Source organism: Flavobacterium sp. ZB4R12, from assembly GCF_048276375.1.
Lineage (GTDB): Bacteria > Bacteroidota > Bacteroidia > Flavobacteriales > Flavobacteriaceae > Flavobacterium > Flavobacterium gawalongense.
The window spans coordinates 1-14,236 of sequence record NZ_JBLNKS010000012.1; the positions used below are offsets into that span (position 1 = coordinate 1).

14 protein-coding genes are annotated in these 14,236 nt (G+C 31.7%); 13 read left to right on the forward strand and 1 reads right to left on the reverse strand.

Going from position 1 to position 14,236, the window contains the following annotated elements:
• Nucleotides 1-532 precede the first annotated feature (532 nt).
• The 5 genes from thrS (at nucleotide 533) to ACNO7W_RS09865 (ending at nucleotide 5,734) form a co-directional block, all read left to right on the forward strand.
• Nucleotides 533-2,479, forward strand: coding sequence for a threonine--tRNA ligase (gene thrS, locus ACNO7W_RS09845; RefSeq protein WP_417938011.1), 1,947 nt, complete (start codon nucleotides 533-535; stop codon nucleotides 2,477-2,479).
• Nucleotides 2,480-2,495: 16 nt separating this feature from the next.
• Nucleotides 2,496-3,053 (forward strand): translation initiation factor IF-3, encoded by a 558-nt coding sequence (infC, locus tag ACNO7W_RS09850; RefSeq protein WP_416843209.1) that lies wholly within the window; start codon nucleotides 2,496-2,498, stop codon nucleotides 3,051-3,053.
• A gap of 157 nt (nucleotides 3,054-3,210) precedes the next feature.
• Nucleotides 3,211-3,408 carry a 50S ribosomal protein L35 gene (rpmI, locus tag ACNO7W_RS09855; RefSeq protein WP_022827375.1) on the forward strand — a complete coding sequence of 66 codons (198 nt, stop codon included), beginning with the start codon at nucleotides 3,211-3,213 and terminating at the stop codon, nucleotides 3,406-3,408.
• A 100-nt stretch (nucleotides 3,409-3,508) separates the two neighbouring features.
• On the forward strand, nucleotides 3,509-3,853 hold the full coding sequence (gene rplT / locus ACNO7W_RS09860; protein ID WP_035633036.1) for a 50S ribosomal protein L20: 345 nt from the start codon (nucleotides 3,509-3,511) through the stop codon (nucleotides 3,851-3,853).
• Nucleotides 3,854-4,012: 159 nt separating this feature from the next.
• Nucleotides 4,013-5,734 (forward strand): ATP-binding protein, encoded by a 1,722-nt coding sequence (locus tag ACNO7W_RS09865; protein ID WP_417938012.1) that lies wholly within the window; start codon nucleotides 4,013-4,015, stop codon nucleotides 5,732-5,734.
• A 54-nt stretch (nucleotides 5,735-5,788) separates the two neighbouring features.
• On the opposite strand, the gene ACNO7W_RS09870 is transcribed toward ACNO7W_RS09865, so the two are convergent.
• Entirely contained in the window at nucleotides 5,789-6,664 is an 876-nt protein-coding gene (locus tag ACNO7W_RS09870; RefSeq protein ID WP_417938013.1) for a hypothetical protein, read from the reverse strand.
• A 339-nt stretch (nucleotides 6,665-7,003) separates the two neighbouring features.
• Here ACNO7W_RS09870 and ACNO7W_RS09875 point away from each other — a divergent pair, with 339 nt between their 5' ends.
• The 8 genes from ACNO7W_RS09875 (at nucleotide 7,004) to ACNO7W_RS09910 (ending at nucleotide 14,172) form a co-directional block, all read left to right on the forward strand.
• Nucleotides 7,004-7,180 carry a hypothetical protein gene (locus tag ACNO7W_RS09875; RefSeq protein ID WP_417938014.1) on the forward strand — a complete coding sequence of 59 codons (177 nt, stop codon included), beginning with the start codon at nucleotides 7,004-7,006 and terminating at the stop codon, nucleotides 7,178-7,180.
• Nucleotides 7,181-7,249: 69 nt separating this feature from the next.
• On the forward strand, nucleotides 7,250-8,974 hold the full coding sequence (locus tag ACNO7W_RS09880; RefSeq protein ID WP_417938015.1) for an ATP-binding protein: 1,725 nt from the start codon (nucleotides 7,250-7,252) through the stop codon (nucleotides 8,972-8,974).
• 10 nt (nucleotides 8,975-8,984) lie between these two features.
• Nucleotides 8,985-9,653, forward strand: coding sequence for a response regulator (locus ACNO7W_RS09885; protein WP_417938016.1), 669 nt, complete (start codon nucleotides 8,985-8,987; stop codon nucleotides 9,651-9,653).
• A gap of 217 nt (nucleotides 9,654-9,870) precedes the next feature.
• Nucleotides 9,871-10,158, forward strand: a complete 288-nt coding sequence (locus tag ACNO7W_RS09890) for a hypothetical protein (RefSeq protein ID WP_417938017.1) — start codon at nucleotides 9,871-9,873, stop codon at nucleotides 10,156-10,158.
• A gap of 169 nt (nucleotides 10,159-10,327) precedes the next feature.
• Nucleotides 10,328-10,624 (forward strand): hypothetical protein, encoded by a 297-nt coding sequence (locus tag ACNO7W_RS09895; protein WP_417938018.1) that lies wholly within the window; start codon nucleotides 10,328-10,330, stop codon nucleotides 10,622-10,624.
• 582 nt (nucleotides 10,625-11,206) lie between these two features.
• Nucleotides 11,207-12,259, forward strand: coding sequence for a type I restriction endonuclease (locus ACNO7W_RS09900; protein ID WP_417938019.1), 1,053 nt, complete (start codon nucleotides 11,207-11,209; stop codon nucleotides 12,257-12,259).
• Between the two features lie 440 nt (nucleotides 12,260-12,699).
• Nucleotides 12,700-13,140 (forward strand): IS200/IS605 family transposase, encoded by a 441-nt coding sequence (gene tnpA, locus ACNO7W_RS09905; RefSeq protein ID WP_314897350.1) that lies wholly within the window; start codon nucleotides 12,700-12,702, stop codon nucleotides 13,138-13,140.
• A 228-nt stretch (nucleotides 13,141-13,368) separates the two neighbouring features.
• The gene (locus tag ACNO7W_RS09910; protein ID WP_417938020.1) at nucleotides 13,369-14,172 is read left to right on the forward strand and encodes an endonuclease/exonuclease/phosphatase family protein; all 804 of its coding nucleotides are present in this window, start codon (nucleotides 13,369-13,371) and stop codon (nucleotides 14,170-14,172) included.
• Nucleotides 14,173-14,236 lie beyond the last annotated feature (64 nt).

Genomic DNA, 14,236 nt, shown 5'->3' on the forward strand with positions numbered 1-14,236 from the left:
TATTTAAGTAAGAACATCCGCGTCATTGCGGGTGCAAAAGTAGCACCTTTATTCAGTTATTCAAGCTTTTTAATCACTTTTTTTTAACGTTTTCTTGTCTTTTTCTTTAACTCGCTGGTATCTTGGTTCTTGAATAGCAAAGTTTTTTGCTTGAATTCGCAATGATGACTGGAGATTCTCCAAATCCATACTCTTCCCTGCACCATACTATAAGAGAACTTTATTATTCTCTTCTTTATTTATAGGATCCCACTAAATACTCAGGATTATCGCCATTTTGACCGGATTGCGACTTATCAAAACTACTTCCCTAGCCCCGATAGCAGTAAAAATCCTTTTCTCTCGTTTCTTTTACGAGAGAAAAGATTGAAACGAATAGCGGGAAATAGCTCCCAATAGAAACATTCGTTCTTTACCTGCTAGTATATAATGAGTGCCGATTTTGTTTTTACACCTATATAGTAACAAACCTTACATATATATTGTATGTATTTTTGTAATGCCTATATTTGCATTCTTAAAATAATAAACAATGATTAAGATTACTTTGCCCGACGGGTCAGTTAAAGAGTTTGCTTCAGGGGTGACTCCTATGGATGTTGCTAAAAGCATTAGTGAAGGATTTGCCAGAAATGTGATTTCGGCTTCTTTTGATGGTACAACAGTTGAAACAACAACTCCTTTGACGACGGACGGCAGTCTTATATTATATACATGGAATGACGAAGGAGGAAAAAAAGCTTTTTGGCATTCTACTTCACACGTGATGGCACAGGTTCTTGAGGAATTATACCCAGGAATAAAATTAACTCTTGGACCAGCAATATCAAATGGATTTTATTATGATGTAGATTTTGAAGATCAGAAAATCACAGATGCTGATTTCAAAAAAATAGAGGATAGAGTTTTAGAAATTTCTAGAGGAAAGCATGAATTCAAACTACGTCCTGTTTCTAAAGCGGAAGCTTTGGAATTATATAAGGACAACGTTTACAAAACAGAGTTGATTACAAATCTTGAGGACGGAACTATTACGTTTTGCGATCATGATACGTTTACTGATTTGTGTCGTGGTGGTCATATTCCGAATACCGGAATCATCAAAGCAATGAAAATCATGAGTGTCGCAGGTGCCTACTGGCGTGGTGATGAAAAAAACAAACAGTTAACCCGTGTTTACGGAACTTCCTTTCCTAAACAAAAAGATTTAACCGAATACCTGGAATTACTGGAAGAAGCTAAACGTAGAGATCACAGAAAACTAGGAAAAGAACTTGAATTGTTTGCTTTTTCACAAAAAGTAGGTGCAGGTTTGCCATTGTGGTTACCGAAAGGTGCAGCTTTGAGAGATCGTTTAGAGCAATTTTTAAAAAAGGCACAGAAGAAAGGTGGATACGAGCAAGTGGTTACGCCACATATAGGTCAGAAAGAATTGTATGTGACTTCCGGACATTATGCAAAATATGGTGCTGATAGTTTCCAACCTATAAGTACTCCTGCAGAAGGAGAAGAGTTTTTATTGAAACCAATGAACTGCCCTCATCACTGTGAAATCTACAATGTACGTCCTTGGTCTTATAAAGATTTACCAAAACGTTATGCTGAATTTGGTACAGTTTACAGATACGAACAAAGTGGTGAATTACACGGTTTAACTCGTGTAAGAGGGTTTACTCAGGATGACGCCCATATTTTTTGTACTCCAGAACAACTAGACGAAGAGTTTAAGAAAGTAATTGACTTGGTACTATATGTATTTGGTTCATTAGGATTCGAAAACTTTACGGCTCAGATTTCTTTGAGAGATAAAGAGAATAGAGATAAGTATATAGGTACCGATGAAAACTGGGAAAAAGCGGAGAATGCGATTATCAATGCCGCAAAAGACAAAAACCTAGACACGGTTGTAGAATATGGCGAGGCAGCTTTCTATGGTCCGAAATTGGATTTCATGGTAAAAGATGCTTTGGGAAGACAATGGCAATTAGGAACTATTCAGGTGGATTACAACCTGCCGGAACGTTTTGATTTAACGTACAAAGGATCTGATAATGAATTACATAGACCTGTGATGATTCACAGAGCACCTTTTGGATCAATGGAACGATTTATTGCTATTTTATTAGAGCATACAGCAGGAAATTTCCCGCTTTGGTTAATGCCAGAACAAGCTATAATATTGTCTTTGAGCGAGAAATATGAAATATATGCGAAAAAAGTTTTAGATTTGCTAGAAAATCACGAAATTCGCGCCCTCATTGATAATAGAAACGAGACAATCGGGAAGAAAATTAGAGATGCCGAAATGCAAAAAACCCCATTTATGTTGATCGTAGGTGAGGAAGAAGAGAAAAACGGCACCATATCTATCCGTCGTCATGGACAGGAAGGAAAAGGAAATATCAGCGTTACAATAGAAGAATTTGTTGCTATTGTAAACGAAGAGATCAATAAAACATTAAAAGTATTTACAGTTTAACTTAAATTATAAAGTCATAGCAATAAGAAGCAACAGAGGTTACCAACCTCGCGTAGAAAAAAAAGATGCACACAGAATAAACAGTCTTATTCGTGGTGTACAAGAAGTAAGACTTGTAGGAGAGAACATTGAGCCAGGAGTTTTTAAACTTTCGGAAGCTTTAAGATTAGCTGACCAATTTGAATTGGATTTGGTTGAGATTTCTCCTAATGCTGAACCACCGGTTTGCAAAATCATGGATTACAAGAAATTTGTTTACGAACAAAAGAAACGTGATAAAGTCTTAAAAGCGAAATCTACACAAGTTGTTGTGAAAGAAATCCGTTTTGGTCCACAAACCGATGAGCATGATTATGAGTTTAAGAGAAAGAACGCTGAAAAATTCTTGAAAGAAGGAGCGAAATTGAAAGCTTTCGTTTTCTTTAAAGGACGCTCGATTATCTATAAAGATCAAGGTCAAATCTTATTGTTGAGATTGGCTACAGATCTTGAAGAGTTTGGTAAAGTGGAAGCGATGCCAGTTCTTGAAGGAAAGAGAATGATTATGTTCATTGCTCCTAAGAAAAAGAAGTAAAATCCTCCCCCAACCCCTCCGAAGGAGGGGAGCAAAACCAAATAAGGTAAATTGTAAAAGGGACAAAAACATATAACTTCTCGGCTCTCTCCCCTTAGGGGAGGGTTGGGGAGGGTAAAGATAAGTAAGTAAGAATAAATTAAAACACTAGGAAAAAATGCCTAAAATGAAAACCAAATCTAGCGCCAAGAAACGTTTTAAAGTTACTGGTTCTGGGAAGATTAAAAGAAAGCATGCTTTTAAAAGTCACATCTTGACTAAAAAATCTAAAAAACGTAAATTAGCATTGACACACTCTGCGCTAGTTCACAAAACAGATATGAAAAGCATCAAACAACAATTAAGAATTATATAATAATTCTTTAGGTTAAAACAATTTAAAATAACCTTGGAGTATGGCCATTAAGTGCTTTTGATTAAATTCAAGCCGCCTGCTACAAAAAAACAATAAAATTATGCCAAGATCGGTAAATTCAGTTGCTAAAAGAGCAAGAAGAAAAAAAATAATGAAGCAAGCCAAAGGTTTCTTTGGTAGACGTAAAAACGTTTGGACAGTTGCTAAGAACGCGGTAGAGAAAGCAATGTGCTACGCTTACCGTGACAGAAAAGTGAACAAAAGAAATTTCCGTGCATTATGGATTCAACGTATCAACGCTGGAGCCAGATTGGAAGGAATGTCTTATTCACAATTCATGGGTAAAGTAAAAGCTAACGGAATCGAATTGAACCGTAAAGTTCTTGCAGATTTAGCTATGAACCACCCAGAAGCTTTCAAAGCAGTACTTAATAAAGTAAAATAAACGTTTTATCAACTCAATTTAGATTACTTACTTATATAGAAACCTCAATCGAAAGATTGGGGTTTTTTGTGTTTAAATCATGTTAAAACACTTTTAAAATTAAAAATTATACTAATCAGATCGCTTTTGTATTGTAATTAATTTCTGTACTTTCGGCAAATGATACTCAAAAAGCGATATTTCCCGATTTATATTTTAGCACTAATACTCTTTTTAGTACTTCAATCTTGTGAGAAAAAAGCACAAAAAAACTACCTGAAACAACACAACACAGCCGAAATTGAACGGCTCCTAAAACAGGCTCATAAACATTATGAAAATGGTAAATTTGATAGTTCATACTATTTTTATAACAAAGCCAAATCTACCGCTGAATTAAAAAAAGATACCTCAAGAATTATTCATTCATTAGCATGGATGGCACAAATACAATGTAATCAAGGAGATCATTCTGGAAGTGAAACTACAAGTATTGAAGCGTTCCCGTTTATAGAAAATTCTAATAAATATCTATATGGAGAAACTAACATATATATTGGGCTAGGGAACAATTACTTAATCACATTTGATAATGATAATGCAATATATTATTTCAAAAAAGCGATAAATTCAAAAACTGATGAAGAAATAAAATCTGGCATTATAAATAATATCAGTATGGCTTACACTGAAAAAGGTGATTATCAAAAAGCAATACAAATTCTCTTGCCGTTGATCCTAAAAAAAGAACTTTTAAATAATCCCGAAACATTTGCTCGAATAAATGATAATTTGGGACACACTTATGATAAATCTGGAAGTTCTAAAGCATTTTACTATTTAAATCAAGGATTAAAAATAAGAGAGCAAATAAAAGATAACTGGGGGATGATTTCAAGCTATTACAATTTATCTGAATATTATAAAACGAGAAATCCCAATTTATCTAATAAATATGCTCTGATTGCATACAAAAAAGCAACAAAGGTAAAAAGTGTTGATACTCGCTTGGAAAGTCTAAAACTATTAATCCAGAACAGTCCGGAAAAAAAATCGAAAGAATTCTCATTGCTTTATCTCCAAATTAATGATAGTATCATTAAAATAAGACAAAAAGCAAAGAATCAATTTGCTAAAATAAAATACGATTCCAAGAAAGAAAAAGAGGAAAATATAAAACTAAAAGCCCAAAAAGCACTTCAACTAGAACAACAACAAAATAGAAACCACCTTTTATATTTTATATTTGGAATTATTATTTTGATAAGTATTTTAATATCTAATTTTCTTGTAGCCAAAAATAAAAGAGAAAAAATAAAAGCCTCCTACACTACAGAGATTCGAATTGCAAAAAAACTTCATGATGAGTTGGCTAATGATGTGTATCATACCATGGCTTTTGCTGAAACACAGGATTTATCCACCAGCCAAAATAAAGAAATATTACTTAATAATCTAGATACCATTTATTCCAGAACACGAAACATTTCTAAAGAAAACAGCACTATAGAAACTGGTCCTTTCTTTGTATTCACCTTAAAAGAAATGATGTCTGGATTCAATACAAGTACTGTGAATATATTGACAAATGGAATAGATACAATCAATTGGACGACTTTAGAAGATAATAAAAAAATCACCGTTTATCGCGTACTTCAAGAATTGCTTGTCAACATGAAAAAGCACAGTCAATGCAGTTTAGTAGTAATAACTTTCAAAAAAAACGAAAATAAATTACAAATTGATTATACTGATAATGGAGTTGGAGCTACACACGATAAATTAAATTCAAAAAATGGATTACAGAATGTGGAAAACCGTATCCATGCTATAAAAGGAACAGTTACTTTTGATGGTAAATCCAGCAAAGGATTCAAAGTAAGTTTTATTTTCTCAATATAATAATAGCCTTATGTTTCACAAAGTTTTAGTTGCCGAAGTATATTGCTTCAGCTATTATTTAAGTATATATTTTTTAATAATATATTGAGATATTGGCTTTAAGGTTTTCTCTGTTTCTGGATGTAGTCCGGGCTGATTGAAATATTCATAATTTCCATCGAATGATTTTCCATACCAAACTATAGGTTTACCTTTTTTGAAGAAAACAGTATTTGTGTTAACCTCGATTTTTTTAAAAGACAATAAATCTTCGTTTAAAACTATTACGGATGTGATATTTCCTATTTCTGGTTTTTCATTTTTACAATCCACTGCTTCATAATGATCGCCTTCCCACTTCATACAATCTTTTTCGGGAAAAATTATATTCTTTACAGTATACCCCATAAAAAACAAGGATAAGAATACAGTAAAAATGATTGCTGTCTTTTTTCTTACCTTATCATTATTGTCAATTACTACTACTTTTTCAACCCATTTTTCTTCACTAGAATTATCCGCATCAAATTCCTTTTCTTCTGCCGATGAAGGAACCTCCACATTACTTCTTTCATTAATTTTTCCATTAAGTAAATACTTATTGTAAGGTCTTGGATTAAAATCAACAAGAATGGCTGCCAATTCAATCCTTGCCATATTCTCAGAATCTTTCTCTCCTTTTAAAAATGAGATTATAGGCTTGAATTTTCCAATATCAAAATTCTCAATTTCCTTCCTCAGATGTTCTTCTTCCTTTACATTAAAAAACATTCTAAATACATTCGAATCAGTTTTTGTTAAACTATTATTAAGTCTCATCAAACACAGATTTCGTAATTGAGCAGGTGTAGGATTTAATAAAATACCTGAAACTTCTTCAATTTTCGATACTTCATATTTTACTCTAACGGCACTCTTGTATTCTTCAAAAGTAATTTTGCACATAAGCATTTATCGGAATTATTCGGAATCCTATGGAAACCTTCTGAATTAGCGGAATCATCGGAATTCCAGTAAAATCATTCAACAAAGACAGCATTCCTTCGCTACAGAATCAGTTCCTGTTTTGAATTGCAATCAAGACAAATGTACAAAACTAGTTCTAAAAAAGTGTCGCTAAACAGCATGGCAAGTTTATTCGGGAAGTATAAATAATCTATTCTGTTTCAGCGCACTTCACTTCCCAAAAAGCAAAAGAACAACATGTTTTTAATGGCTTGCCTATTCTGGCAAAGATTCGATTTCAATATCGGACAGCCCAACCTATGTCTAATTTTTAATTCCAAAAAAATGAAAAGAATAATTCTAGTATCGTGTTATATCATTGCATGTGTTGCAATGGTTTCTTGCTCCAATGACGAAGTGGAAACAACTCCAAATAATAACAAACAACAAATATCCGCTGATGCAGATAGTGATTCAATTGATGGACAAAGTGGTCAAACTCCAATTCCTCCTCCAAAATAATAGCAATAATAATACAAAATCATAATTAGAACTGTATTTAAATTTAATTAATTTCTGTATTTTCGGGGAATGAAACTTAAAAAGTTAAATTCCCCATTTTTTATTTTATACTTTCTTTTGTTTATAGGACTTTTATCCTGCAAAAAAGAAACGAATATTACACCAAAACCCAAAAATGATACTGAATATAATCACTATTTTTCACTTGCTGAAAAATATTTTGAGAACCAAAAAAACGATAGTGCTTTCTATTATTATAATAAAATAAAATCTACTTCTGATGTTTCAACAGATAATGAAAAGATAATTTATTCATTATTAAAAATGGCCATCATTCAACAAAATGAAGGTGATTATTCAAGTAGTGAAACTACAGCGACTGAAATCTTACCGCTATTTCGAAAAGATACAAATCCAGCTTATAAATGCGCCATTTATAATCTATTAGGAATTAATTATAAGAACCTATATGATTATGATAATGCCATTTATTATTACAATCAAGCCTATAATCAAGCAGATAATGCATTACAAAAAGTAGTTCTTAAAAACAATATTGCCGTGGTATATATGGATAAGGAAGATTACCAACGTGCCATACAAATTCTTTTACCTTTGACTCTAAATAAACAGATTCCAAACGGTTCCGAGAACAATGCAAGAGCACTCGATAATTTAGGCTATTGTTATTTTAAAATTGGCGATTCAAAAAGTCTTGACTATTTAAATCAATCCTTGAAGATAAGAAAACAGATAAAAGATGACTTTGGAATAATGGCGAGTTATATTCATTTTTCTGAATTCTATAAAGATAGAAAACCAAATGAATCAAATAGCTATGCACGATTAGCCTATGAAAAAGCAACAGGAATTAACAATATTAATAATCGATTAAAATCATTAGCCTTATTAATAGAAAATAGCATTGGGAATGAATCAAAAAAATTCTCTGTGTTACACCTACGCATTAATGATAGCATTAACAAAGTGAGACAAAAGGCAAAAAATCAATTTGCTAAAATGAAATATGATTCCAAAAAAGAAAAAGAAGAAAATTTAAAACTAAAAGCCCAAAAAGCAGAAAATGCACTTCAATTAGAACAACAAAAAAATAGAAATCAACTTTTATATTTTGCAGTTGGAATTATTATTTTGATAAGTATATTTATCTCCAATTTTCTTGTAGCCAAAAATAAACGAGAAAAAATAAAAACCTCTTACAATACTGAGATTCGAATTGCAAAAAAACTACATGATGAGTTGGCTAACGATGTGTATCATACCATGGCTTTTGCCGAAACACAAGATTTATCCAACAGCCAAAACAAAGAAAAATTGCTTACCAATCTGGACACTATTTATTCCAGAACACGAAACATTTCTAAAGAAAATAGCACTATAGAAACAGGCTCCTTATTTATATCTAACTTGAAAGACATGATGTCCGGATTCAATAATAGTGAAGTCAATATATTGACCAATGGAATTGATACTATCAATTGGGCAACTTTGGAAAATAATAAAAAAATAACCGTTTATCGTGTGCTGCAAGAATTACTTGTCAACATGAAAAAGCACAGCCAATGTAGTTTAGTAATACTAACTTTCAAAAAAAATGAAAATAAATTACAAATAGATTACACTGATAACGGCGTTGGAGCAGCATTTGACGAAAAAAAATCAAAAAATGGACTGCAGAATGTGGAAAACCGTATTCAGGCTATAAAAGGAACAACTACTTTTGATACTAAATCCAATAAAGGATTCAAAGTAAGTTTTATTTTTCCAATATAATCATAGCCTTATGTTCCATAAAGTTTTAGTTGCCGAAGATTTAGACAGTATCAGTATGACCGTTGTTCAAGCACTCGAGGAACTTTCTGTTGTAGAAATTCACCATGCAAAATACTGTGATGATGCTTTTTTGAAAATAAAAAAAGCACTTCATGACGAGGAGCCTTTTGATTTACTGATAAGTGATTTATCATTTAAACCAGACCATCGAGAAAATAGACTCTCTACAGGTGAGGAGTTAATTGACGCTGTGAAAAAACTACAGCCAAATATCAAAACAATAGTATTTTCTATTGAAGATAAATCTTTTAGAATAAAATCCCTTTTTAATAATTCCGGAATCAATGCCTACGTATCTAAAGGACGCAATAGCATTCCTCAACTTAAAAATGCGGTTCAAAACATATTTAACAGTGATGAGAAAATCATTTCTGCTGAATTGTCCCATCTATTAAGAGACAAATCAATCTTGGAAATCGAAGCCTATGACATTTCTCTTTTGAAATTTTTATCTAAAGGATTAATTCTAGACGAAATAGCATTAGAATTTAAAAAATCTGGAATCATTCCTAATGGCAGCAGTAGCATAGAGAAGCGAATCAATAAACTTAAAATATATTTCAAGGCCAGTAACAATGTGCATCTTATTTCCATAACCAAAGATTTAGGATTGGTATAATCTTCTCCATCGTACTCTATAAAAGAATGGAACAAAAATTCCATAGCCCACTCAACTAATAGTCACTAATTAATTTAAAAAATTAGTAATCCCGAATCGTACGAACTGAATATTTTTTCAACTTTTTTGAAAATAATTACCCCCTTTTACGGTTTCCCGTAAAGAATTAATTTTTATTAGGATTACGTTTGGCCTGTTTAACTTTAAAATTTAAAAAATGGCCAATTTTACAACTGAAGACTTAGCATTTACAGGATATTCACAAACAGTCGATGCAACAAATAATCCCAAGTATATTGAAATTTTCAATCCCATTTATGTAGATAAAACTGAAGAATGTGAAGTAGTCCATTTTTGTAATCAGTTTTTAGAAAAATATAAAGTCCCTCAAACAAAATCAAGTTTCCAAAAAGTAGAAAGCTTTTTACAACACTCTATTTTAGAACATCAAATTTATCGAGAAGAATTATTAGACTGGATTGCGAGCAACTGGATTAAATTATAATTAGTCTTTTGGTTCTGTGAATCCATGTAGAAGAATTAATCCAGATTAAGTTTCAACCTTGATTTATATTTTTTCCTGCCTTACGGTTTCCCGTAAGGATGCCATTTTCATTACGTCTAATTTTGTTTTAATAAAAGTAAAATCCAATTTCATCAAAAACAATCAAGTCATGATAAAAACCGATACTGAATTTGTATTAAATGAAACGCCAAAAAAGGAGAATCCAATCATAAATTACAAACGAGTTGACGATTATTCAAATTATGCAAAAGAATATATAACACATTATAAAAAATCGCTCAAGGGAAATTCAATTTCATTATCAAAATACCCATATATGAAAGTAAAATGGGAAGCTTTAGGCATGAAATTGGAGAAAGCCAAAAAAAAGGAGCTATTGACAAATCAGCAAATGAAAAAAGTATTGAAAATTCAGATGAAAATAGTAAATACTTGTTGCAACTAAATATCCAATATTAAAACACCGAATGAAAAAAATTTTACTGATAGGACTTATCATACTCTTCACACTCTCCCCTTGTTCTCCAAAAAAAGAAAAACAACAACAACGAGTTTACTACAATACCTATAATTATAAATATGATGATGAAATCATCAATAGAGACTCTATAAGATAAAGCAAATTATCTTAATCGAAAACTATAGTCCTGTAATGAATTGTCACAAATTAAAAATACGAATTTGAAATTTTATTGGAATAATTTTTTTTGTTTTAGTATCTCTAACTTTTTCAAGAATGAAGCTTTAAAATACTATTTTTTATCTAAAATGAGGTTTCCCGTAAAGAAACTATTTTTAATGAAGGTACGTTTGGAGGCAATTAAAACCCAAACCAATGAAACCTTTATTTTTTTTAAATTTTAATTTATTCTTTTCAGCACAATTGGCAATACTATTTATTGGGGCTCTTTGTATCATTTATCTGGTATATAAAATTTGGCAAAAAAAGATAAGAATGTGGAAACCCGTAAAGAATTGATTTTTAATGGGTGTAGGTTTGTTTCTAACTAATTAATATCGAAATATTATGGAACTAATTATTCAACTCAAATCATTAGCCGACAAAATCAATCAGCTAAAAGATAAAATTGAAACCGAAGAATCTACTAAACATGCATTTGTACTACCATTCATCAACATGCTTGGTTACGATGCTTTCAATCCTCTGGAAGTCGTGCCTGAATTCACTGCCGATTTAGGTTTAAAAAAAGGAGAAAAAGTAGATTATGCCATTTTTCAAAACGGAGAACCTATACTGATTGTTGAATGCAAAAGCTGGAAAGAAAATCTTACGATTCACAGTTCACAATTATTTCGCTATTTCCATGTTACTAAAACACGTTTTGCTCTTTTAACGAATGGGATTCAATATCAGTTTTTTACTGATTTGGACGAGAAAAATAAAATGGACCAAAAACCATTTCTTGAATTTGATATAATCAATCTCAAAGAAAATATCATTGTTGAAATTGCCAAATTCCACAAATCAAGTTTCAATGTAGACCATATTGTAAACAATGCAAGTGCATTGAAATATACTAAAGAGATAAAAAAGCAAATCAATGACGAACTGGATAATCCTTCCAATGAATTTGTCAAACTCTTTGCAAACAAAGTCTATACAGGAAGACTCACCGAAAAGGTTATGGAAGAATTCAAAGAATTAGTCCAAAAAGCATTCAATCAATTTATCAGTGAAAAAATTAATGATCGTTTAAATGCTGCTCTCAATAAAGAAACAATTAAACAAAAAGAAGAGCAAATAGAACCTGTTGAAGAAGAAAGCCGAGTGGTTACAAGCGAAGAAGAACTGGAAGGTTATCGAATTATAGTTGCCATTCTAAGACGTAAACTTCCTGTAAATCGAATCGTTTATCGTGACACACAATCCTACTTCGGGATTCTTCTCGACGATAACAACCGTAAACCATTATGCCGACTACATCTTAATGGAGGCAAAAAATATATTGGTCTTTTTAATGATAATAAAACTGAAGTAAGACAAGTCATTCAAACTGTAGATGACATTTATCAATTTGAAAAGGAATTGTTGGAGACGGTTGGGTTGTATGAAGTATAAATAGAGTAATAATCTTTTGAATTAGCATTCAAAGGCTTTCAACTAACTAAAAACCCTTTGTAACCAATTGATTTCAAAATTTTAAGTAAATGAAACATCCAAAATTAGAAATACTGATTTACTATCCAATTATGGATAAAATAATGAAGATTTTCATATCAACAAAAAAAATACTATTTTGGCTAAAGCCAATTTAACATTCTATTTATTTTTAACCTCCAGCTAAAGCAGGAGGCAATTTAAAATTATAATATTTAAAATTCATACCTCATTTAGTTTTTCAATTTTTGATTGGTTCCAATATTTTGAATTGCCCCCATTTTCAAATGGGGAATACTAATAAATACTATCCAATTGGCTTTAGCCTAATATTTGTTCCGAAAAAGAATCAAAAAAATTAGATTTGGCTATTTCTAAATCAACTTTTTAAAATCCAAACTATGTCATTCATAAAAGTTTACATCCATTTTGTTTGGAGTACAAAAAACAGAGCGCCTTTTCTAACGACACCGGAAATTAGAAAAACTGTTTGGAATCATATCCGAAAGAATGCAAAAGAAAAAGGAATTCATATTGATTTTATAAATGGATACAAAGACCACTGTCATTGCCTGATTTCATTGGGAGTTGACCAAACAATCCAAAAGGTGATGCAGTTGATAAAAGGAGAATCTTCTTTTTGGATTAATAAACAAAATCTCATTTTAGATAAATTTGAATGGCAGGATGAATATTTTGCTGTTTCTATCGGTGAATCTGTTTTAGATAGAGTGAGGAATTACATCAAAAATCAGGAACAACACCACAGCAAAAAAACATTTCAGGAAGAATATGATGAATTTATAATAAAATATGGATTTCATAAATATGCCGATGGCTGAATTTTCTCCTGCTAAATTCCCTCCTGCTTTAGCTGGAGGAATAATAATATTTTGGCTAAAGCCAATTTGAATTTAATATATTTTCCCTTCCAGCTAAAGCTGGAGGCAATTCAAAACAATCCAATATCCATAATCTCCTTCATTTTGAATTGCCCCCATTTTTAAATGGGGGATATAAAATGCAATCAAAAGGGCTTTATCCAAAATATTTTTCCTTAATCAAAATAAATGAAAATTCTCTATTCTCTCTTACTATTCCTTATTTCCTCCATTGCTTTCTCCCAAACCAAACTCCTTTCTTGGAATTTGGAAAACTTTGGTAAATCAAAATCTGAAGAAACAATCAACTACATTGCAAATTCGCTGAGAGATTATGATATTATTGCCATTCAGGAAGTGGTAGCGGGTTATGGCGGAGCGCAGGCAGTAGCAAAACTGGCAGATGAACTTAATTGCAAAGAAGCCAAATGGGATTATGTAATTAGTGATCCAACCAGCAGTAGTGCCTATAAAACCGAACGCTACGCTTTTATCTGGAAAACAGCCAAGTTAAAGAAAATTGGGAGAGCCTGGCTCGAGAAAAAATACCATTTGGAGATTGACAGAGAACCTTATTTCTGTACGTTTGAATATGAAAACAAACAGTTTACTGTGGCTAATTTCCATGCCATAACCAAAAATAAACAACCTGAAACCGAGATTAAATATTTCAAATTTTTACCGGAAGAATATCCCACTTTGAATTTAATTTTTGCAGGGGATTTCAATTGTCCGCAATCACATACGGTTTTCAATCCTTTGAAAAAAATGGGGTATCAGTCTATTTTGGTTGACCAAAAAACGTCGCTGAAACAAGAATGCAAAAATGATAAATGTCTCGCATCAGAATTCGACAATATGTATTTCAAAACTTCGAAAATCACTACCCTAAATTCGGGGGTTATTCCATTTTACAAAAACTTCAACACACTAAAAGAGGCCAGAATAATATCCGATCATATTCCTATTTGGTTTGAGTTTTCTTTGAATTGATAAAATTGAATATAAATAAGAATGAATAGCACACCGATTTAACGGATTGAACAGATTTACACGA

Bases quoted from the DNA above. Each gene is read 5' to 3' on its own strand.
- thrS (WP_417938011.1), top strand. From the start codon at position 533: ATGATTAAGATTACTTTGCCCGACGGGTCAGTTAAAGAGTTTGCTTCA.
- rpmI (WP_022827375.1), top strand. From the start codon at position 3,211: ATGCCTAAAATGAAAACCAAATCTAGCGCCAAGAAACGTTTTAAAGTT.
- rplT (WP_035633036.1), top strand. From the start codon at position 3,509: ATGCCAAGATCGGTAAATTCAGTTGCTAAAAGAGCAAGAAGAAAAAAA.
- ACNO7W_RS09865 (WP_417938012.1), top strand. From the start codon at position 4,013: ATGATACTCAAAAAGCGATATTTCCCGATTTATATTTTAGCACTAATA.
- ACNO7W_RS09870 (WP_417938013.1), bottom strand. From the start codon at position 6,664: ATGCTTATGTGCAAAATTACTTTTGAAGAATACAAGAGTGCCGTTAGA.
- ACNO7W_RS09875 (WP_417938014.1), top strand. From the start codon at position 7,004: ATGAAAAGAATAATTCTAGTATCGTGTTATATCATTGCATGTGTTGCA.
- ACNO7W_RS09880 (WP_417938015.1), top strand. From the start codon at position 7,250: ATGAAACTTAAAAAGTTAAATTCCCCATTTTTTATTTTATACTTTCTT.
- ACNO7W_RS09885 (WP_417938016.1), top strand. From the start codon at position 8,985: ATGTTCCATAAAGTTTTAGTTGCCGAAGATTTAGACAGTATCAGTATG.
- ACNO7W_RS09890 (WP_417938017.1), top strand. From the start codon at position 9,871: ATGGCCAATTTTACAACTGAAGACTTAGCATTTACAGGATATTCACAA.
- ACNO7W_RS09895 (WP_417938018.1), top strand. From the start codon at position 10,328: ATGATAAAAACCGATACTGAATTTGTATTAAATGAAACGCCAAAAAAG.
- ACNO7W_RS09900 (WP_417938019.1), top strand. From the start codon at position 11,207: ATGGAACTAATTATTCAACTCAAATCATTAGCCGACAAAATCAATCAG.
- tnpA (WP_314897350.1), top strand. From the start codon at position 12,700: ATGTCATTCATAAAAGTTTACATCCATTTTGTTTGGAGTACAAAAAAC.
- ACNO7W_RS09910 (WP_417938020.1), top strand. From the start codon at position 13,369: ATGAAAATTCTCTATTCTCTCTTACTATTCCTTATTTCCTCCATTGCT.